At 72.2% G+C, this 20,182-nt stretch carries 17 protein-coding genes; 8 read left to right on the forward strand and 9 right to left on the reverse strand.

The features are described 5' to 3' along the window. Nucleotides 1-70 precede the first annotated feature (70 nt). Both V6U90_RS12215 and V6U90_RS12220 read left to right on the forward strand, forming a co-directional pair. Nucleotides 71-802, forward strand: a complete 732-nt coding sequence (locus V6U90_RS12215; protein WP_334434632.1) for a TetR/AcrR family transcriptional regulator — start codon at nucleotides 71-73, stop codon at nucleotides 800-802. An 11-nt stretch (nucleotides 803-813) separates the two neighbouring features. Further along, nucleotides 814-2,412 (forward strand): phytoene desaturase family protein, encoded by a 1,599-nt coding sequence (locus tag V6U90_RS12220; RefSeq protein ID WP_334434634.1) that lies wholly within the window; start codon nucleotides 814-816, stop codon nucleotides 2,410-2,412. Nucleotides 2,413-2,496: 84 nt separating this feature from the next. On the opposite strand, the gene V6U90_RS12225 is transcribed toward V6U90_RS12220, so the two are convergent. Next, nucleotides 2,497-4,059 carry a Rieske 2Fe-2S domain-containing protein gene (locus tag V6U90_RS12225; protein WP_334434636.1) on the reverse strand — a complete coding sequence of 521 codons (1,563 nt, stop codon included), beginning with the start codon at nucleotides 4,057-4,059 and terminating at the stop codon, nucleotides 2,497-2,499. Nucleotides 4,060-4,266: 207 nt separating this feature from the next. On the opposite strand from V6U90_RS12225, the gene V6U90_RS12230 reads away from it, so the two are divergent. Beyond that, a complete protein-coding gene (locus V6U90_RS12230) occupies nucleotides 4,267-4,488 on the forward strand; it encodes a DUF2631 domain-containing protein (RefSeq protein ID WP_334434638.1) in 222 nt (73 codons plus the stop codon). Between the two features lie 102 nt (nucleotides 4,489-4,590). Here V6U90_RS12230 and V6U90_RS12235 read toward each other — a convergent pair whose 3' ends face one another. The 8 genes from V6U90_RS12235 to V6U90_RS12270 all read right to left on the reverse strand — a co-directional run bounded on the left by V6U90_RS12235 (nucleotide 4,591) and on the right by V6U90_RS12270 (nucleotide 14,040). After that, entirely contained in the window at nucleotides 4,591-6,141 is a 1,551-nt protein-coding gene (locus tag V6U90_RS12235; RefSeq protein WP_334434640.1) for a DivIVA domain-containing protein, read from the reverse strand. A gap of 31 nt (nucleotides 6,142-6,172) precedes the next feature. Further along, nucleotides 6,173-7,324, reverse strand: a complete 1,152-nt coding sequence (rlmN, locus tag V6U90_RS12240) for a 23S rRNA (adenine(2503)-C(2))-methyltransferase RlmN (RefSeq protein WP_334434642.1) — start codon at nucleotides 7,322-7,324, stop codon at nucleotides 6,173-6,175. A gap of 101 nt (nucleotides 7,325-7,425) precedes the next feature. After that, nucleotides 7,426-8,751, reverse strand: a complete 1,326-nt coding sequence (locus V6U90_RS12245; protein ID WP_334434644.1) for a phosphatidate cytidylyltransferase — start codon at nucleotides 8,749-8,751, stop codon at nucleotides 7,426-7,428. Nucleotides 8,752-9,032: 281 nt separating this feature from the next. Further along, on the reverse strand, nucleotides 9,033-9,590 hold the full coding sequence (gene frr / locus V6U90_RS12250) for a ribosome recycling factor (protein ID WP_208813167.1): 558 nt from the start codon (nucleotides 9,588-9,590) through the stop codon (nucleotides 9,033-9,035). A 59-nt stretch (nucleotides 9,591-9,649) separates the two neighbouring features. Next, nucleotides 9,650-10,417, reverse strand: coding sequence for a UMP kinase (pyrH, locus tag V6U90_RS12255; protein WP_334434650.1), 768 nt, complete (start codon nucleotides 10,415-10,417; stop codon nucleotides 9,650-9,652). A 168-nt stretch (nucleotides 10,418-10,585) separates the two neighbouring features. Then, nucleotides 10,586-11,413 (reverse strand): translation elongation factor Ts, encoded by an 828-nt coding sequence (gene tsf / locus V6U90_RS12260; RefSeq protein WP_334434652.1) that lies wholly within the window; start codon nucleotides 11,411-11,413, stop codon nucleotides 10,586-10,588. A 241-nt stretch (nucleotides 11,414-11,654) separates the two neighbouring features. Then, complete coding sequence (rpsB, locus tag V6U90_RS12265) at nucleotides 11,655-12,515, reverse strand: 30S ribosomal protein S2 (protein WP_334434655.1); 861 nt, start codon at nucleotides 12,513-12,515, stop codon at nucleotides 11,655-11,657. Between the two features lie 280 nt (nucleotides 12,516-12,795). Continuing rightward, entirely contained in the window at nucleotides 12,796-14,040 is a 1,245-nt protein-coding gene (locus V6U90_RS12270) for a hypothetical protein (RefSeq protein WP_334434657.1), read from the reverse strand. A gap of 215 nt (nucleotides 14,041-14,255) precedes the next feature. On the opposite strand from V6U90_RS12270, the gene V6U90_RS12275 reads away from it, so the two are divergent. The 5 genes from V6U90_RS12275 to V6U90_RS12295 all read left to right on the forward strand — a co-directional run bounded on the left by V6U90_RS12275 (nucleotide 14,256) and on the right by V6U90_RS12295 (nucleotide 20,094). Then, on the forward strand, nucleotides 14,256-14,615 hold the full coding sequence (locus V6U90_RS12275) for a YraN family protein (RefSeq protein WP_334434659.1): 360 nt from the start codon (nucleotides 14,256-14,258) through the stop codon (nucleotides 14,613-14,615). A gap of 33 nt (nucleotides 14,616-14,648) precedes the next feature. After that, nucleotides 14,649-16,166: a YifB family Mg chelatase-like AAA ATPase gene (locus V6U90_RS12280; protein WP_334434661.1), complete on the forward strand. Its 1,518-nt coding sequence runs from the start codon at nucleotides 14,649-14,651 to the stop codon at nucleotides 16,164-16,166. Nucleotides 16,167-16,242: 76 nt separating this feature from the next. After that, on the forward strand, nucleotides 16,243-17,430 hold the full coding sequence (locus V6U90_RS12285) for a DNA-processing protein DprA (RefSeq protein ID WP_334434663.1): 1,188 nt from the start codon (nucleotides 16,243-16,245) through the stop codon (nucleotides 17,428-17,430). 237 nt (nucleotides 17,431-17,667) lie between these two features. Beyond that, a complete protein-coding gene (locus tag V6U90_RS12290) occupies nucleotides 17,668-19,047 on the forward strand; it encodes a serine hydrolase domain-containing protein (RefSeq protein ID WP_334434665.1) in 1,380 nt (459 codons plus the stop codon). A gap of 30 nt (nucleotides 19,048-19,077) precedes the next feature. Next, a complete protein-coding gene (locus tag V6U90_RS12295) occupies nucleotides 19,078-20,094 on the forward strand; it encodes a tyrosine recombinase XerC (protein ID WP_334434667.1) in 1,017 nt (338 codons plus the stop codon). The last annotated feature ends 88 nt before the right edge of the window (nucleotides 20,095-20,182 follow it).

A 20,182-nucleotide genomic window follows, 5' to 3' on the forward strand; every position in this document is an offset into this window, starting at 1 on the left:
GCAACGGTGTTCGCTTCCGTCAAGGCGCGTCGGATCACACCTCCGTCGCGCCCGTCAAGGGAGGCCGTCGATGACCGCACCAACCCGGCGGGAGCGGCTGCGCACGGCGACCGTCACCGAGATCAAGGACGGCGCCCGCCGGCTGCTCGTGACCGGCGGGCCGGACGCCGTCTCCCTGCGGGCCATCGCCCGGGACATGGGCATGACCGCGCCCGCCATCTACCGCTACTTCCCCAGCCTGGAGGCGCTGGTCGCGGCGCTGGCCGGCGACCTCTACGACGAACTGCGCAGCACCATCGAAGCCGCCCGGGACAGCGCCGGGGACGACCCGGTCGGGCAACTCATCGCGATGGCCCGGGCCTTCCGGGGCTGGTCGGTGACCCACCCGACCGAGTTCGGCCTGATCTTCGGCGCCCCGACGCCAGGGCTGGACGCGTTCGTCGCCGGCTGCACCGACGCCGATCACCCGGGAGCCCGGTTCGGCGCGGTCTTCATCCAGCCCTTCCTGGACCTGTGGCACCGCACCCCGTTCCGCGCCCCGCCGCCCGAGATGATCCGCCAGCACCTCGGCGACCGGCTGGAACCGCTGCGGCTCAGCCACGGCGAGATACCCATCGAGGTGGCGTACACCTTCCTCTCCGGCTGGACCCGGCTCTACGGCCTGGTCGCGATGGAGGTGTTCCGGCAGGTGACCTGGGCGGTCACCGAGCCGGAGGCGCTCTTCGAGACCGAGTTGGCCATCTTCCTGGACGAACTGGGGAGTTCCACCCAGGGACTGCCGCAGGCAGGCTCCGGCGACTAGGCTCGCCCGCCATGAACGCTGAGCTACCGGCCCGGGCCGATGTCGTGATCATCGGAGCCGGGCACAACGGCCTGGTCTCCGCCGTCCTGCTGGCCAGAGCCGGGCTGGACGTGCTGGTGCTGGAGGCCGCCGACACGATCGGCGGCGCCACCCGCACCGAACAGCCGTTCCCGAAGGTCCCCGGACTGCGCCACTCCACCGGCTCCTACCTGCTCGGGCTGATGCCACCCGAACTGCTCGCCACGCTGGACGTGACGATCCCGGTGCTGCGCCGCGACCCGCACTACTTCCTACCCACCCCGGGCGGCGCCGGCTCGCCGTACCTGCTGGTGGGAAGCGACCGGGCGGCCACCCGGCAGCAGCTCACCGAGTTCTTCTCCCCCGCCGACGTGGCCGCCGACGACGCCATGCAGGCCGAGCTGGCGGCGTTGCGCGACGACCTCGCCCCGGCCTGGCTCGCCGGGCCACTGCCGGTCGAGGAGACCGCCGAGCGGTACGTCCGGCCGGCGCTACGGGAGGTCTTCGTCAACCTGGTACGCGGCTCGGTCGCCGACCACCTGGCCCGCTTCGACTTCCGCTCCGAACTGCTGGTCTCCATGTACGCGGTCACCGACGGCCTCTCCGGGCTGAACGCCGGCCCGGACGACCCCGGCACCGGGCACAACTTCCTGGTGCACAACATGTGCCGGCTGCCCGGCGCGGACGGCACCTGGATGATCGCCGAAGGGGGCATGGGCACCGTCTCCCGGACCTTCGCGCAGGCCGCCCGTGCCGCCGGGGCGACCATCCTGACCGGTACGCCGGTCCGTGCCGTCCAGCTCGACGGCGGCGCGGCCAGCGGGGTGGTCCTCGCCGACGGCCGGGCGGTGGCGGCCTCCGTGGTGCTCGGCGCCTGTGACCCGTACCGGCTGATCGACCTGCTGCCCGACGGCGCGCTGCCGGCACCACTGGGCGAGCGGATGGCGGCGGTCCGCCGGCCCGGCACCACGCTCAAGCTCAACCTGGCGCTGACCGGGCTGCCCCGGTTCCGCTGCCTGCCCGACGACGCGCCGAGCCCGTTCGGCTCGACCATCCACCTGCTGCCCGGCTCGGCCTCCCTGGTCGGCGGGGACGGCACGGCACCGATGGCCGCGCTGCGCGACATGTGGGCGGACGTGCAGGCCGGGCGGCTACCCGAGGAGCCGACCATCGAGTGGTACCTGCACACCACGGTCGACCCGTCGCTGAGCGACGACGCCGGGCACCACTCGTCGGCGCTCTTCGTGCAGTCCGTGCCGTACGCCCCGACCGGCACCACCTGGGACGAGGCGCTCCCCGGTTACGTGGCGAAGCTGGTGGCCATCTGCGAGCGGTACGCCCCGGGCACCGGGGACCTGATCGCCGACGCGGTGCCGCTGCCTCCGCCCGGGATCGAGGCGCACTTCGGTATCACCGGCGGCCACATCCACCACGTGGACAACACCGTGTCGTTCACCGACCGGATGCCGTACGCCACCGGGATCGACGGGGTGTACGCCGGCAGCGCCGGGTGCCACCCGGCCGGCAGCGTGATCGGGGCGGCCGGGCACAACGCGGCCCGCCGTATCCTCGCCGACCTCGGCCGCCGCTAGCCCTTGTCGATCATGGAGTTGTGGTGGGGCAGTTGAGGCGAAAAGCGGCTTCTGCGGGGCACCACAACTCCATGATCGACGGGGTCAGTCAGCGGTGACCGGGGCGTCGGCGCGGTGTGCCCGGATCGGATGACCGACGCTGGTCAGGCAGCGTCCACTGGCCAGGTCGAACTTCCAGCCGTGCAACTGGCAGGTGAGCTGGTTGCCCTCCACGATGCCGAACCGGCTGAGATCCGCCTTCAGGTGCGGGCAGCGCCGCTGCACCACCCAGTCACCGATGGTGATGTCCTCGGCATCGACGTTGCGTTCGTGCTCGTCGTACCAGCCCTCGGCGTACTGCATGCGCTCGCGGGAGAGGCACTTGAAGAAGGCGTAGACGAACTCGTTGTACTGCCCGATCCGGGCCGCCGAGAAGCGGCAGGAGAGGAAGAGCGAGTTGACCCAGTCCACCTCGTCGATGTGCAGCAGGTGCTCGATCAGGGCGCGCTCGGTGCGGAACCGGTACCGGACCTTCTCGTCGGCGTACGGCCGGACCTGCTGCTCGGGGAAGTCGACCACAATGGATTCGACCGACTCGCCGTCGTAGCCGACCAGGTCGAAACGGACCGGGCCGCCCACCCCCTTGGCCAGGTAGACCGACTCCTCCAGCAACGGCTCGATCCGCCGCTTCATCTCCTTGAGCACGTCGATCTCGGGATGCCGCCAGGACGCCTTCTCCGCCTCGATGATCGGGCGCTTGCGCTCCCGCATCTGCTCCAGGTGCGCGACCTTGTTGGCGAAGAACTCCTCCACCGGCTCCGGGTGGGTGGTGGTGCAGCCCTCCGTGCTGACCTCGGCGACGCTGCCCGGCAGCAGGACCACGCCGTTGTTCCCGCCGACCTTGGCGTACTCGGCGAGGAAGACCGACTGGTCGGGGAAGATGTTCCCCTCGTCGCCGTGAATATCGTTGAACTGCCACAACGCGTCGTCCAGGAAGCAGGGCGGACCGGCGATCGGGAAGACGTGCGACGCCTTCAGGTCGTCGATGTAGCGCCAGGTCCGGTCGAACTGCCGCTCCCGTTTCTGCTTGCCGAACGCGGTCTTCGCCGCCGCCGGCAGCTCGTAGACCATCGGGTACCAGATCGCACCGGAGAACTGGAGGAAGTGCGCGTGCACGTGCCCCAGCTCGGCGAAGACGGTCAGGTCGGTCGGGCGGGCGTCGTTCTGGTTGAGCAGCCGGACCCCGTCGTACTCCACCCACAGCGACGAGTCGCCGATCGGGCCGTCGGTCGGGCTGGTCAACGCCTGGATCATGATCTTCAGACCGCCGTCCAGCTCGACGACCTGCTCGTTGGGCGCCCGGAGGAACTTCGTGAAGCCGAGTTCACGTAGCTCGTCCTCCATCTCGGAGGTGGGGAACTCGGGCAGCAGCACGGTGGCCGACTTCGACACGAAATCCCTCAGGTGCGCCGCGTCGAAGTGGTCCCGGTGCAGGTGGGAGACGTAGAGGTAGTCGACCTGACCGAGCGACTCCCAGTCGAGCTGTGAGTTGTCCGGAAACGGGAACCACGAGGCGAAATAGGCGGGATTGACCCACGGGTCGCAGAGGATGCTGCCCGCGGCCGTGTCGATCCGCATGCTGGCATGCCCCGTACCGGTCACTCGCACCGCACTGTCCCCCTAGAGAAGGCAATCAGATGTACGCCACGACGCTACCGGAGCCGCTCCGGGCACCTGCCCGCGACGGGCGTACTCAACACCGCCGGCCATCCCCGCCGGGGTGACCGGGACCCAAGCGGTCGGACCCTGCGCCGGGCCGGCCAGGGGGCGTGCCAGACTACTCCTCAGATCCACGTCAAGAGGGAAGGACCGACAGTGGCAGGAAGCGAGCCGGTAACGTCGCCAGACCAGCGCAAGCCGGGGCACCGCAAGGCGGGTCAGATCGGGGCGGTCGTCACCGCGCTGGCCCTGCTGGCGATGATCTGCGGCAACCACGAGGGCAGGGTCGAGGACATCTGGCTGATCGCCGGTGCGGTGATCCTGCTGTCCATCGTCATCGGCGACGTGGTGCTGCGCCGCAACGGTCTGCGTTCCTGATCCACCCCGGCACCCCGACACGTTCCCCGTAACACACGGGTGAGGTGAGACAGCACGGCGAGGGCCCGCCCCGGTACCGGGGCGGGCCCTCGCCGTTGCACGTCAACGGCCCAGCAGGATGTCCTGTACCTCCTTGAGGGCGGCATCCACCTCGGCCTCGAAGTAGCCGCCCGGCACCAGCCCGAACCGCAGGCTGTCCAACTCCTGCGGGTTCACCGGCATCGGCCCACGGCCGGCCATTCCGGCGAGGAGCCGCTCGAAGAGCTGATCCACCTGGTCCGGGTCGTACCCGCTGCCGAAGCGGCGTACCTGGAAGGTGCGCCGGATCTGGTCCACCCGGTGAAGGTCACTGCCGGGCGGCCCGGCCATCGGGGGGCCACCCGCCGGAGGGCCGGCCACCGGCGGCGGACCGCCGACCGGCGGACCAGCGGGCGGGGGCGCCGACGGGCCACGCCCACGGGGGTCGCGCAGCTCGCGCTCCGGCATCCGGATCTCGGCGGTCATGTCGGCCCGGCCGTGGCGACCCGCCACGAAGCCGTCGAACCGGTCCTCCGGCCCGAAACCCGGACCCGGGCGCCCGGGCGGCGGCGGGCCGGGCGGCAGGCCGGGCCCGCGGGACGGGCCGTCGAAGCCGCCACGCTGGGGCGGACCGTCGAACCCACCGGACGGCGGGCCGTCGAAACCACCCGGCGGCGGGCCATCGAACCCACCACGCTGGGGAGGACCGTCAAACCCACCGGGCGGCGGCGGACCGTCGAAACCACCCGGCGGCGGACCATCGTAGCCACGACGTGGCGGCGGACCGTCGAAACCACCGGGCGGGGGCGGGCCGTCGAAACCGCGACGCTGGGGAGGACCGTCGAAACCACCAGGAGGCGGACCGTCGAAACCACCAGGAGGCGGACCGTCGAAACCACCAGGAGGCGGACCGTCGAAACCACCAGGAGGCGGACCGTCGAAACCACCAGGAGGCGGACCGTCGAAACCACCAGGAGGCGGACCGTCGAAACCACCAGGAGGCGGACCGTCGAAACCCCGACGCTGCGGTGGAGCATCGAACCCACCGGGCGGCGGCGGACCGTCGAAACCACCACGCTGGGGCGGACCGTCGAAACCGGGCGGGGGCGGACCATCGAAACCACGACGTGGCGGCGGGCCGTCAAACCCACCGGGGGGCGGACCATCGAAACCACCACGCGGCGGAGGACCATCGAATCCACCGGAGAACGTACCGGTCGGCTCGTCGTACCGGGCGTCGTACCGGTCCGGCTGGGGCCCACCGGCCTGCGCGGGCATCGGGCGGGGCGGGGCCGGGGCCATGCCCCGTTCCTCCCGCATCGGCGGACCCATCCGCTCCCCGGGCCCCATCCGCTCCGGCATCCGGGGTTCCGGGCCCCGCGCCGCGCCACCCCGCTCCTCCAGCTCGGCGAGCTGTCGCTCGACCCGGTCGAGGTGCAGGTCGACCTGCCACTCGTCGTAGCCGTTGAATCGCACCCGGAAGACGACGTCATGGACCTCCTGGGAGGCGACCGGCGGGCCCACCGGCTCACCGGCGAGTGTGGCCTCGACCCGGTCCAGGAAGGCGTCCACCTCGTCGACCTTGTAGCCCCGGCGGAGCGCCTTGCGCCGGAAACGCTGACCCTGACTCGCCACTATGTCTCCTGGTTTCGTTCGCTACGCCACGTCACGCCGTAGCCTCACTCGACGCCGTCCCGCTTTCGTCCGCGGCAGCGGCCAACTGGCCGCAGGCACCGTCGATCTCCCGGCCCCGGGTGTCCCGCACGGTGGTGGAGACACCGGCATCCCGCAACCGGCGGACGAACTCCCGCTCGACCGGTTTCGGACTGGCGTCCCACCGGCTGCCCGGGGTCGGGTTGAGCGGGATGAGATTCACGTGGGCCAGCCGGTTGGCCAGCAACCGACCCAGCAGGTCGGCGCGCCACGGTTGGTCGTTCACATCCCTGATCATGGCGTACTCGATCGACACCCGACGGCCCGTGCGGGCCGCGTAGTCCCACGCCGCATCCAGCACCTCCGCGACCTTCCAGCGCTGGTTGACCGGGACAAGTTCGTCGCGTAGCTCATCATCGGGCGCGTGCAGCGACAACGCAAGGGTCACCGAGAGGTCTTCGCTGGCCAGCCTGCGGATCGCCGGCACCAGGCCGACGGTGGACACGGTGATGTGCCGCTGCGACAGGCCCAGTCCCTCGGGTGCGGGAGCGCAGAGCCGGCGTACCGCCGCGACGACCCGCGAGTAGTTGGCCAGCGGCTCGCCCATGCCCATGAACACGACATGGGACAGGCGCGGCGGCGAACCGGCCACCGCGCCGGAGGCGGCCACCCCGGCGAGGTAGACCGCCTGGTCCACGATCTCTGCGGTGGAAAGGTTACGGGTCAGGCCGGCCTGACCGGTGGCGCAGAAGGGGCAGGCCATGCCGCAACCGGCCTGGCTGGAGATGCAGACCGTGACCCGGTCCGGGTAGCCCATCAGGACGCTCTCCACCAGCGAGCCGTCGTGCAGCCGCCAGAGAGCCTTGCGGGTGGCACCGTCGTCGCAGGCCAGCTCGCGTACCGGGGTGAGCAGGGTGGGCAGCAACTCCGCGGCGAGCCGGTCCCGGGTGGCGGCCGGCAGGTCGGTCATCGCTGCCGGATCGCGGACCAGCCGCCCGAAGTAGTGGTTCGACACCTGCCGGGCCCGGAAGGCCGGCTCACCCAACCCGGTGACCAGGGCCTGACGACCGGGCAGGTCGAGGTCGGCGAGGTGCCGGGGCGGCATCGAGGCGCGGCGCGCGGCAGGGGCATCCGGACTGCTGGGGATCAAAGGCAGGCTCGTCATGGCCCGTCCAGTCTCCCACGCCGACCGGCGCGGATGACTGACCGGAGGTGCCGTTCCGGACCTGAACCTCTGGACGGCGGCGTCCGGCCGTGACGCACGACTCAGACCACCGGGACCAGCACGGTCAGCAGCAGGTACGCCGTGGGAGCCGCGAACAGGATCGAGTCGAGGCGGTCCATCAGGCCGCCGTGGCCGGGCAGCAGGTTGCTCATGTCCTTGACGCCGAGGTCCCGCTTGATCATCGACTCGCCGAGATCGCCGAGCACCGCGGCACCGGAGACCGCCAGCCCGAACAGCGCCCCCCACCAGGGAGCGACATCGAAACAGGACCAGAGCAGCAGGGCACCGCCCAGTGCGGCGGCCAGCACCGAGCCGGCGAAGCCCTCCCAGGACTTCTTCGGGCTGACCGACGGCGCCATCGGATGCCGACCGAACGAGACCCCGGCCGCGTACCCGCCGGTGTCGGAGAGCACCACAGCCGCGAGGGTCACCAGCACCCGCAGGCGCCCGTCGTCCGGTGCGGCGAGCAGGGCCGCGAACCCCCCGAGGAAGGGGACATACACGGTGATCAGCGCGGTGGCGGTCAGGTCACGCTGGTAGCCGGCCGGACCGTCGGCGAGCCGCCAGACCATCGCGGCCAGCACGGTGACCAGCAGGCCGAGACTGAGCGCGTCGGGGCCGGCCCACCAGGCCAGACCGACCATCAGCACACCACCGGCGAGCAGCGGTACCAGCGGCGGGTTGGCGTCGGCCCGGCGGACCGCCCGGGCCATCTCCCAGCTACCGACGGCGACCGCCACGGCCACCACCGCCAGGAAGGCGGGAGGGAAGAGGAACAGGGGCACCAGGACGGCGGCGGCGAGCGTGACGCCCACCCCGATCGCGGCGGGCAGGTTACGCCCGGCCCGGCTCTGGCTGCCGGCGGCCGGCACGGCGTCCGCCTCCGGTGGGGTACCGGCGGGTACCGACGGCTGGTGCGGGCGACCGGCCCGGCGGCGACCGGCCCGGCGCCTGCCCCGCGACGACCGGGGCGGCTCCGTCAGCGGGTCGGCCGGCGGCGTGCCACCCGGCCCGCCGGCCGGCTCACCCAGGGGGTCGGTGCCGGAACCGTCACCGGTACGGGTAGCCGGGTCGGCGAACGGGTCGGGGTGGTATCCACCCCCGGGACGGGGCGGCGGGTCGGTCAGGTCGGCGCCGTAACCGCCCCCCGGATAGCCGGGCGCCGCCGGATAGCCGGTGTGCTCGCCGGTCGGGTACGCCGGACCGGGCACCTCCCCCGGCTCGTGCGGATGGCCGTTGCGCAGGTCCGGCGGGTAGTCGGGGGCAGCCGGGGCGGACCGCTCGGCCGGCCAGGGCAGGCCGGTGGGCGCGGTCGGACGGTCCCAACTGCGGGGCTCAGCGCTGCGGTAAGGGTCGAGATGGGACATCAGACCTCGATCGGGCGTACTACGAGGCTCGCCACAAAACGCACGATCAAGATCAACCCCTAGGCGACTGATTGTCCTTCTGGTTTTCCCGCCGGCTGCGGGGCTCAGCCCGGGCAGCGGGCCTCACCCGCCGTTGGCGGGACGGATTCCGTGACTTCACCCCGCCGTCACCCGGAATCCCGCCGAGCCTACTGCACCGCGCGCCACCGGGCGGGGACCGATCTGCCCGGCGCCCCACGTCGGGGACCCCGGCGGTCCGACCCGCCCGGCCGCGGGAGCCGCTAGACCTCGAGAAGCTCGGCTTCCTTGTGCTTGACCAGCTCGTCGATGTGCGCCACGTACTTCTGGGTCAGATCGTCGAGTTCCTTCTCGGCGCGGCGGCCGTCGTCCTCGCCGGCCTCGCCGTCCTTGACGATCCGGTCCAGCTCCTCCTTGCCCCGGCGCCGGACGTTACGGACGGCCACCTTGGCCTCCTCGCCCTTCTGCCGGACCACCTTGATCATGTCCCGGCGGCGCTCCTCCGTCATCTGCGGGAGCAGGATCCGGAGCTGGTTGCCCTCGTTGTTCGGGTTGACACCGAGGTCGGAGTCGCGGATCGCCTTCTCCATCGCGGCGAGCTGCGACGCGTCGTACGGCTTGATGAGGGCCATCCGCGGCTCGGGGATACCGACGGAGGCCATCTGGGTCAGCGGCGTGGGGGTGCCGTAGTAGTCAATGATGACCTTGGAGAACATGGCCGGAGTGGCGCGGCCGGTACGAATGGCCCCGAACTCCTCCTTGGCGTGCTCGATCGCCCGCTCCATCTTTTCCTCGGCCTCGAGGAGGGTGTCGTCGATCACCTGTCCCCTCGCCTCCTTCTCTGCGTTGTTGTGGGCTCTGCTGTAGGTCCAACGGCCACTCAGGCGGTGATCAAGGTACCGATCCGCTCGCCGCCCACGGCCCGGATGATGGTGTCGTCCCCCTCGGCGCCGAAGACCAGCATCGGCAGGCCGTTCTCCATGCAGAGGCTGAACGCGGCGGCATCGGCGACCCGCAGGCCGCGACGCAGCACCTCGGAGAAGGTGATCGAGTCGAACTTGCTGGCGTCGGGATCGGTACGCGGGTCGGCCGAGTAGACGCCGTCCACGCCGTTCTTGCTCATCAGCACCACGTCGGCGTGAATCTCCAGCGCCCGCTGCGCGGCCACCGTGTCGGTGGAGAAGTACGGCATGCCGGCACCGGCGCCGAAGATCACCACCCGGCTCTTCTCCAGGTGCCGGATCGCCCGCAGCGGGATGTACGGCTCGGCGACCTGGGCCATGGTGATCGCGCTCTGTACGCGCGTCTCGATGCCCTCCTTCTCCAGGAAGTCCTGGAGGGCGAGGCAGTTCATCACGGTGCCGAGCATGCCCATGTAGTCCGCCCGGGCCCGGTCCATGCCCCGCTTCTGCAACTCCGCACCCCGGAAGAAGTTGCCCCCGCCCACTACGACGGAGACCTGCACGCCGCGGCGGACCACGGTGGCGATCTGCCGGGCGATGGCCTGTACGACGTCCGGGTCGACGCCGATCGCCCCGCCCCCGAACACCTCACCGGAGAGCTTCAGCACAACCCGGCGGGACCGTCCGGGCGGCGGCGCCGTGGGGTCTTCCTCCGCCAGGCTCCGGTCACTCACAACCTGCGTCATCCGCCCCGCCTTTCCGTCGCGGCCACGTCCGACGCGCCGCGTCCTGCGAACCTGCCGCTGCCGACCCTATGTGACGAGGAGGCCGCGGTGCCTGTCACGTACACCAGCGGCCTCCTCGTCGATTTCGTTGCACCCGGCCGGTCCGCGTAAGGCGACCGGCGTACCGGATCAGGCCTGGCCGACCTCGAACCGGACGAAACGGGTCACCTCGATGCCGGCCTCGGCCAGCACCTGCTTGACGGTCTTCTTGTTGTCGGCAACCGACGCCTGCTCGATCAGGACGTAGTCCTTGAAGAAGGCGTTCACCCGGCCCTCGACGATCTTCGGCAGCGCGGCCTCGGGCTTGTTCTCCTCGCGGGCGGTCTGCTCGGCGATCCGCCGCTCCGACTCGACGACCTCGGCCGGCACCTCGTCCCGGGTGAGGTACTTCGGCCGCATCGCGGCGATCTGCATGGCGACGGCGCGGGCGTCCGAGTCGCCGGCCTCGTCGGCCTTGCCGGTGTACTCGACCAGCACGCCGACCGCCGGGGGCAGGTCCTGGCTCTTGCGGTGCAGGTAGACGGCCGTGGTGCCGTCGAGCTTCGCGAAGCGGTTCAGCACCAGCTTCTCGCCGATCTTGGCGGACTGCTCCTGCACCAGGTCGGCCACGGTCTTGCCGTCCAGCGTCGAGGCGAGCAGCTCCTCGGCGTTCGACACGTCGGCGGCCACGCCGTGCTCGACCAACTGCTGGGCCAGCGCGATGAAGGCGTCGGTCTTGGCGACGAAGTCGGTCTCACAGTTGAGTTCGAGCAGCGCCTTGCCGGAGTGCGCGATCAGGCCGTTGGCGGCGGTCCGACCAGCCCGCTTGCCGACATCCTTGGCACCCTTGACGCGCAGGATCTCGACGGCCTTGTCGAAGTCGCCCTCGGCCTCGGTCAACGCCTTCTTGCAGTCCATCATGCCGGCGCCGGTGAGGTCGCGGAGCTTCTTGACGTCCGCGGCGGTGAATTGGGACATGGCTCTCTCTTCGATCGTTGAGGCTGCGGTGGGATGGTCTTGTGCGGATTACCCCGGAGTCCCGTACATACCACCCGGGACTTACCCGGAGCCGGTCCGGATTACCCCGGAACCGCCGACGGTGCACCCCGGACACCCGGACCGGGAGGGACCGGGCCGGCCCGGACACCGGTGGGAGGATCCGGCGAACCTGGTCCGGCCCGCCGGCCGCGACTGCGACCAGCGGACCGGACCGGTGCGGTCACTCCGCCGAGGCGGCCGCCGGCTCCTCGGCCTTCGCCGGCTCCTCGGCCTTCGCCGGCTCGTCCGACTTCTTCGGCTCCTCGAGCAGCTCGCGCTCCCACTCGGCCATCGGCTCGTCGGCGGCGACGACACCCGGCTCGGGCTTCTCGTCGGCGCCCCGGCGACGGCCGGAACGGGCGATCAGGCCGTCGGCCACGGCCGAGGCGACGATCTTGGTCAGCAGCTCGGCCGAACGGATCGCGTCGTCGTTACCCGGGATCGGGAAGTCGACCTCGTCCGGGTCGCAGTTGGTGTCGAGCACCGCGATCACCGGGATGCGCAGCTTGCGCGCCTCGTCGACAGCGATGTGCTCCTTCTTGGTGTCGACCACCCAGATCGCGGCCGGCAGCTTCTGCATGTCCCGCAGACCACCCAGGGTGCGGGACAGCTTGGTCTTCTCGCGGGAGAGCTGGAGCGTCTCCTTCTTGGTGTAACCGGCAGCGGTGCCGCTCAGGTCACCCAGCGCCTCAAGCTCCTTCATCCGCTGGAGCCGCTTGTACACCGTCTGGAAGTTGGTCAGCATGCCGCCGAGCCAGCGGTGGTTGACGTACGGCTGGCCGACCCGGGTCGCCTGCTCGGCGATGGCCTCCTGGGCCTGCTTCTTGGTGCCGACGAAGAGGATGGAGCCACCCTCGGCGACGGTGCCCCGGACGAAGTCGTAGGCCTTCTCGATGTAGTCGAGGGTCTGGCGCAGGTCGATGATGTAGATGCCGTTGCGCTCCGTCATGATGAAGCGCTTCATCTTCGGGTTCCAGCGCCGGGTCTGGTGCCCGAAGTGGACACCGCTCTCCAGCAGCTGACGCATGGTCACTACGGCCATGGTGGGGCTCCGTTTCACGATCCCTGGTTGTCTCGCCCGGCCGGCGGCCGGGCGCCTGGCGCCTGGTCGCCGGCCATGGTGGGCCCGACCGGGGTCGGGACCAGGGGACCGTCGCCCCACGGGAAGACCGTGGGGAGGACGCGCGAGGTCGACCGCCTGAGGCGGTCGCCAGTCGCCCAGTGTACGCCCCCGCCGGCCCACCGACTCACAGGGTGTAAGGAAGGGCCCCTTCTTATCGCTTTACGTAGGTAAAGGGGCCCTTCCTAACCGATCAGCCAGGTCAGCCCACCGCGAGGGCGGCAGCCAGGAAGAGCGCCAGCGCCACGGTGAGGTACGCGGTCGGCGGTCGCAGCCACACCCGCCCCGGCTCGGTCAGCGACACCGCGCCGGTGCCCAGGCCGTAGAGACCGGCGGCGAAGATCGGCAGGCCGCACACCAGGAACGTGCCGGACAGGACGTGCGCCGGCGACACCGGATCGCCGACCGCCCCGCCGAGCAGCACCCGCAGCGCGGGAATCTCGAAGATCAGCACCAGTACCGCGTAGATCACCGCCAGGGCCGGCCGCCGGGTGCGGTAGACCCCGTCCCCCGCCGGACGAATCAGCTCCGGGTCGGCCGGGGGCGGTCCGTCGAGCCGGGGCACGACTGCCGGCATCGGCCCGGTCGGCTGGTCGAGCGGATGCGCGGGAGCGGTCGCCGGCTGGCCACCGTCGGGCCCCGCCGGGCCGCTGCGCGTCGGCTGGATGATCGGGTACGCGGTGAGCCCGGCCGATCGCCCCGGATCGACACCCGGATCATGGTCGGCGCCGGGCACCGCCTCGACCGGGGCACCCCGCTCGGCGGCCAGCCCGTGGTCGGCGGCGCCGTTGCGGCCACCCCTCGACGACACCGCACCACCCAGCGGAGCGACTCCCCCGGTCAACCGGTCGGCGTCGTCACCACCGATCCCGTCCCGCGTGGCGGCCCGGCGCGGCTCACGGTCCCCGCCGAACGGATCGGCCTCCGCCCGCCGGCCGGCCAGAGGATCCGCCTCGGGCAGCCGACCGGAACCCAACGCATCGACGTCGGTCAGCCGGTCGGCACCCAACGGGTCCACCTGGGGCAGCCGACCCGAACCGAGCGCATCCACCTCGGGCAACCGACCGGAGCCGAGCGCATCCACCTCGGGCAACCGACCCGAACCGAGCCGGTCGGAGGCGTGCCGGTCGGAGGCCATCCGCTCAGCGGCCAACCGCTCGGAGCGGCGCGAACGACTGCCGGCGTACGGCTCAGTGTCGAAGGGCTCGGGGCTGAGCACGTCACCTGTGCCGTACCGCCCGGTCTCCGCGTACCGCCCGTTGCCCGGATCGCCCAGATCGGCGTACCGGCCCTCCCCGATGCCACCCCCGCGCTGCTCCGGCACCCGGTGCTCCTCGGCGCGGTAGCGGTCCTCGCCCCCACCGCGCCACTCCGACTCGGCGTAACCGCGTTCGGCGCCGTACCAGCGCGACTCCTGATCTTCGGGATAGCTCCGTTGTCCGTCCACGGTCTGGCACCGTATGTGAACTGTTCACCCGGACGCCATTCGACCCACCGGCATACCACCGAGAGCGTGTTTCCGCTGCTGGATGCGGTTGTCTCACCGTGTTCCCCATAGCACGCCGAGTGCATGATCGTCCGGTTTTCCACAGCGCCCGTTCTTCTCCACAGATCCGCTCCGTCCGGTGGCGCCGGCCGGGTACGCCCGGCACGGTCAGCGCCATGACGAGGGCGAGGCAGGCGGTCGGGGCGTACGGCGAACGGTGCGCGGTACGCCACCTGACCGGGACGGGACTCCGGGTGGTGGCCCGGAACTGGCGCGGCGGGCAGGGCGAGTTGGACATCGTCGCCTGGGACGGTGACGTGCTCGCCTTCTGCGAGGTGAAGACCCGACGCGGCGACCGGTTCGGCAGCCCGGCCGAGGCGGTGGTGGGCAGCAAGGCAGCCCGGTTGCGCCGGCTCGCGGTCGAGTGGCTCGCCGCCACCGGCACCCACGCGGACGAACTGCGCTTCGACGTGCTGTCGGTGTACCTGCCGACCTCCGGCGCCGCCCGGGTGGAACACCTCAAGGGGGCGTTCTGAGATGGCCGTCGAGGCAACCCGGGGTGGGCGGGCATGAGCTACGCCAAGGTGCTCTGCGTGGGGCTGGTCGGGGTGACCGGCCACCTGGTCGAGGTCGAGGCGGATCTGGCTCCCGGCCTGCCGGCGGTGGTCCTCTCCGGTCTGCCGGACACCGCACTCAGCGAGGCCCGCGACCGGGTACGCGCCGCCGTGGTCAACTCCGGGCAGAAGTGGCCCAACCGGCGGCTCACGGTCAACCTGCTCCCGGCCACCCTGCCGAAACACGGCTCCGCCTTCGATTTGGCGATCGCGGCGGCGGTGCTGGGCGCCTCCGGCGAGCTGCCCCTGCTGCCGCTGGCCGGGGTGGTGGTGCTCGGCGAACTCGGGTTGGACGGGACGGTCCGGCCGGTCCGGGGCGTCCTGCCGATGGTGGCCGCCGCTGCCCGGGCCGGCATCGACCGGGTGGTCGTACCGGTCGGCAACGCGGCCGAAGCGGCGGTCGTCCCGGGAATCCGGGTCCGCGCGGTGGACACCCTGCACCGGCTGGTGGCGTTCGTCCGGGACGGCACGCCACTGCTCGAACCGCCCGCCGACCCGCCTACGACACAGCTCCGGGGCGCCGACCTGGCCGATGTCGCCGGGCAGCAGACCGGCCGCCGGGCCCTGGAGGTGGCTGCGGCCGGTGGTCATCACCTGGCGCTGTTCGGGCCGCCCGGAGCCGGCAAGACCATGCTCGCCGAACGGCTCCCCTCGATCCTGCCCGCCCTGGCCGACGACACCGCCCTGGAGGTCACCGCCCTGCACTCGATCGCCGGACTGCTGCCGGCCGACGGGCGGTTGATCCGCCGACCGCCGTTCCAGGCGCCGCACCACACCGCCACGGTGCCGGCGCTGGTCGGCGGCGGGAGTGGGCTGGCCCGGCCCGGGGCGATCTCGCTGGCCCACCGTGGGGTGCTCTTCCTCGACGAGGCGCCCGAGTTCGCCAAGGGCGCGCTGGAGGCGTTACGCCAACCGCTGGAGCACGGTCTGGTCCGCCTGGTGCGCAGCCAGGGCGGTACCGAGTACCCGGCCCAGGTGCAGCTGGTCATCGCCGCCAATCCCTGTCCCTGTGCGAAACCCGCTGGGGATGCGTTCTGCGAGTGCAGCCCGCTGGCCCGGCGGCGGTACCTGGGCCGGCTCTCCGGTCCGCTGCTGGACCGGATCGACGTACAGGTGACCCTGCTACCGGTGCGGGCGGCGGAGCTGATGGAGAGCGCCACCGCCAGCGAACCGTCGGCGGTGGTGGCAGCCCGGGTCCGGGCGGCCCGCGAGGCCGCCGCCACGCGCTGGGCGGCCCTCGGGCGGCAGCTCAACGCGGAGGTACCCGGGCCGGACCTGCGGCGTCCACCGTGGCGGCTGCCGGCCCGGGACACCAGGGAGTTGCGCCGCCGGCTGGACAGCGGCGCCCTTTCGGCCCGGGGCTTCGACCGGGTGATCCGGCTGGCCTGGACGGTCGCCGACCTGGACGGCCGGGACCGCCCCGACGGTGAGGACGTAGCCGAGGCCCTGCAACTGCGGACGGGGGAAGCGTGACCCACGAGCAACGCCTGCAAAACGGCAGAAGCGGGACAGGCGGGAGACAGCAGAAGCGCAGGACGGGAGGGACGTAATGAGCACCATTGAGGAGCGACGGTTGGCCCGGGTGGCGTTGACCTGGCTGTCCGAGCCGGGCACCTGGTCGGTGTGGCGGCTGGTCGAACGGCTGGGCCCGGTAGCCGCCCTGGACCTGCTGGTGGCGGGCGAGGCACCGGACGATCGGCTCCGGGCCGCCGTGGCAGCCCGGATGGCGTCGGGAGAGCCCCGGGCGGTGGCCGCCGAGGCGCTGGGCCGGGCGGAGCGGCTGGGCGCCCGGGTGGTCACCCCGGAGGACGAGGAGTGGCCGGTCCGGGTGGGCGACCTGCGGCTACTCGCCCTGCCGGGTGCGCAGCGCCGGGTCGACCAGGAGACCGCACCGCCACTGGTCTTCTGGGTACGCGGTCAGTGGCCGCTGGCCGAGATCCTGGACCGGTCGGTGTCGGTGGTCGGCGCGCGGGCGGCCACCGGGTACGGCGAGCACGTGGCCACCGGTCTCGGTTACGGGTTGGCCGAGCGGGAGTGGACGGTGGTCTCCGGGGGCGCGTTCGGCATCGACGCGGCGGCACACCGGGGCGCGTTGAACGCCGGTGGGGTGACCGTGGCAGTGCTGGCCTGCGGGGTGGACCGGCCGTACCCGATGGGCAACACCGCACTGTTCGACCGGATCGCCGAGACCGGGCTGCTGGTCAGCGAGTGGCTGCCCGGCGCGGAGCCGTTGCGGCCCCGGTTCCTGATCCGCAACCGGGTGATCGCTGCGGCCACCGCCGGCAGTGTGCTGGTGGAGGCGTCGGCGCGCAGCGGGGCGACGCAGACCCTGCGCCGGGCACTGGCGGTGCACCGGCCGGGGATGGTGGTGCCGGGGCCGGTCACCTCAGCCATGTCGGTCGGCGCGCACGAACTGCTCCGCGAGTTCCCGGCGGCCCGGCTGGTCACCGGGGTGCCGCACGTGCTGGAGGAGGTCGGTCGGATCGGGGCCGACCTGGCCCCACCGGCCCGGGGCCCGGAGCGCCCGCATGACCACCTTGACGACGAGGCCGCCGCCGTGCTGGAGGTGGTGCCCCGCCGTCGGGCGGCCGGCCCGGACGCACTCGCCGCCCGGGCCGGCGTGGACGTCAGGACGGCCCTGCGCAAGCTGTCTCTACTGGAGCAACTCGGCCTGGTGGTCCGCCGCGACGGTGGGTACGCCCTCGCCCCGGCCACGCCATCCCGACGCGCCAGGTGACCCTCAACGCCTACCCACCCAGCGAAACGGTGGGAAACCAGGTACTGGATCGCACTGCACTGCCGGCGGAGTGATCCTGGCCGGTTCCGCGTCGGAGTCCGCGACCAGCGAACTGCCGCGTTCCGCTCCGACGTGGCTGATCGCGCCCCGTCAACGAGGTAGCTCACCTGCACATCCGCCGTCCGGTCGATCGTTACGGGCACCGCCGGTCGCCGGTACCCGTGACATGATGCCGGCGTGTCGCTTCCTCGTCGTTCGCTGCTGGGTCTCGGGCTGGCCGCCGTGACCGCCGCGGTCGCCGGTTGCGACAACCAGCCCCACGACCGCTGGCCGACCCGATCGCCCACGCCGGAGGCGGCACCGGGCACCACAACCGCAGGTGTGTCGGCCAGCCCGGGCGGCACCGCTGGCCGGGTCGCGGTGAGTCCGACCAGCGGGCCGCCGGTCGCTGTGGGGTACGGGCCGAGGGTCGAGACGGTACTCCGGCGGTACCTCGCACCCACGCGGGAGAACCCCGACCACCCCGGGTACGCCGGAGCGGTGGCCCTGACCCAGGTGGCCGGTCGGCAGCAGGTACTCACCGCGGTCGGCGAGGCACTGCGCTACGACGCCGGCCCGGTACTCCTCCCGGCCGACAAGCGGGTCGCCATGCGACCGGACTCGATCTTCGACCTCGCCTCGATCACCAAGGTCTACACCGCGATCCTGCTGCTCCAGCAGGTCGACGCGGGGCGGGTCGACCTGGCCGCACCGGTGGTGGACTACCTGCCCGGGTTCACCGGTACGGGCAAGTCGGCGGTCACCGTGGCGATGCTGCTGACCCACACCAGCGGGCTGCCGGTCGGCGCGAAGGTGACCGGCTACTCCAGCGACGCCGAGCGCTGGGCGACGGTGCTGGCCACCCCGCTGGTCAGCGGGGCGGTCCCGGGGACGGTGTTCCGGTACTCCAGCGTGGGGCTGATGGTGGCCGGCAGGCTGGTCGAGAAGGTCACCGGGCAGCGGCTGGACCAGTCGTTGAAGACCCAGCTGACCGACCCGCTCGGGCTGCGCTGGACCGGCTTCAACCCGAACACCTGGCTGAGCAGCACCGACCGGGCCACCCGGCTGGTCGCCACGGACGCCCGGTCCTCCCGGGGTCTGCTGCGCGGCGTCGTGCACGACGACGTCGCCAACCACCTGGGCGGTATCGCCGGGCACGCCGGCATCTTCAGCACCGCGCAGGAGGTCGCTGTCATCGGGCAACTACTGCTCGACGGCGGTACGTACAACGGCCGGCGGATCCTCGCGGAGAGCACGGTGCGCCGGATGCTCGGCAACGCCAACGCCGGGCTGCCCGCGGTCGATCCGGAACGGCCCAACCGGACCTCGGATCACGGCCTCGGGGTGGTGCTCCACCAACCCTGGTTCATGGGTCGGCTCAGCTCGGCGGCGACCTTCGGGCACACCGGGTTCACCGGCACCTCGCTGCTCGTCGAGCCCCGCCGTAGGCTGGTCCTGGTCCTGCTGACCAACCGGGCGCACCCCAACTGGAGCTGGGCCGACCCCGACCCGACCCGGGTGGACGTCGCCGACGTGGTCGCCTCGGCGGTACGTCCCGGCACCCGGCTCGGCCGGTAGGGGCAGGCACACGACAGCGGGACGGGAGCGATGGGCGGCGGGAGTACCCGGGAACGGCACGAGGCTCTCCCGCAGGCGATGCGGGACGCGGTGGACGACTTCGCCCGGCACCTGTCCAGGGTGGAGAACCGGTCCGCGCACACCGTCCGGGCGTACGTCGCCGACCTGGTGTCACTGCTCGACCATGCCCACCGAATGGGCTGCACCACGCCGGCCGGGCTGGATCTCGGCGTACTGCGGAGCTGGCTGGCGAAGCAGCGCACGACCGGTGCCGCGCGTACCTCGCTGGCCCGCCGGGCAGCCTCGGCGCGGACGTTCAGCGTCTGGGCGCACCGGACCGGGCTGATCGGGTCCGATGTGGCCGCCGGGCTGGCCAGTCCCCGGACACAGCGGGAACTGCCGGCCGTGCTCCGCCCCGAGCAGGCCGCCGCCCTGGTGGAGGCACCCGGCGCCGATACCGCTGTCCCTGGTGCACCCGACGTCGATACCGCTGCCTCTGGAGCACCCGACGTCGGCGCCACGCTGCCCGACGCGGAACCGTCGCCGGTGCTGCTGCGGGACCGGTTACTGCTCGAACTGCTCTACGCCACCGGGGTCCGGGTCAGCGAACTCTGCGGCCTGGACACCGGGGACGTCGACCAGGGCCGCCGGGTGGTCCGGGTACTCGGCAAGGGCAACCGGGAGCGGACCGTGCCGTACGGCCTGCCGGCCCAGCAGGCCCTGGACGGTTGGCTGCGGCAGGGCCGGCCCGCCCTGGCCGGTCCGCGCAGCGGGGACGCGCTGCTGTTGGGGGCGCGGGGCGGCCGGCTGCCGCCGACGATGGCCCGTCGGATCGTCAGCGGGTACGCCCGGGCCGCCGGCCTGCCGCCGACCAGCCCGCACGGGCTGCGCCACTCGGCGGCGACGCACCTGCTGGAGGGGGGTGCCGATCTGCGCGCCGTGCAGGAACTGCTCGGGCACGCCTCGCTGGCCAGTACCCAGATCTACACCCACGTCTCGGTGGAGCGGCTGCGCGCCGCGTACCGGCAGGCGCATCCACGGGCCTGACACTCGAACAGCCGGTGCACCGGACAGGGCCAACCCGTACGGCGCGGCTCGCGCCTGAGCAGCGGGCGGCGGGCGGCGGGCGGCGGGC

This window comes from Micromonospora sp. CPCC 206060, assembly GCF_036906895.1.
GTDB lineage: Bacteria > Actinomycetota > Actinomycetes > Mycobacteriales > Micromonosporaceae > Micromonospora.

Coding starts and splice junctions, on each gene's coding strand:
- V6U90_RS12215 (WP_334434632.1), top strand. CDS start 71: ATGACCGCACCAACCCGGCGGGAGCGGCTGCGCACGGCGACCGTCACC.
- V6U90_RS12220 (WP_334434634.1), top strand. CDS start 814: ATGAACGCTGAGCTACCGGCCCGGGCCGATGTCGTGATCATCGGAGCC.
- rlmN (WP_334434642.1), bottom strand. CDS start 7,324: ATGACGAGCCTGCCTTTGATCCCCAGCAGTCCGGATGCCCCTGCCGCG.
- V6U90_RS12245 (WP_334434644.1), bottom strand. CDS start 8,751: ATGTCCCATCTCGACCCTTACCGCAGCGCTGAGCCCCGCAGTTGGGAC.
- pyrH (WP_334434650.1), bottom strand. CDS start 10,417: ATGACGCAGGTTGTGAGTGACCGGAGCCTGGCGGAGGAAGACCCCACG.
- tsf (WP_334434652.1), bottom strand. CDS start 11,413: ATGTCCCAATTCACCGCCGCGGACGTCAAGAAGCTCCGCGACCTCACC.
- rpsB (WP_334434655.1), bottom strand. CDS start 12,515: ATGGCCGTAGTGACCATGCGTCAGCTGCTGGAGAGCGGTGTCCACTTC.
- V6U90_RS12275 (WP_334434659.1), top strand. CDS start 14,256: ATGACGAGGGCGAGGCAGGCGGTCGGGGCGTACGGCGAACGGTGCGCG.
- V6U90_RS12280 (WP_334434661.1), top strand. CDS start 14,649: ATGAGCTACGCCAAGGTGCTCTGCGTGGGGCTGGTCGGGGTGACCGGC.
- V6U90_RS12285 (WP_334434663.1), top strand. CDS start 16,243: ATGAGCACCATTGAGGAGCGACGGTTGGCCCGGGTGGCGTTGACCTGG.
- V6U90_RS12295 (WP_334434667.1), top strand. CDS start 19,078: ATGGGCGGCGGGAGTACCCGGGAACGGCACGAGGCTCTCCCGCAGGCG.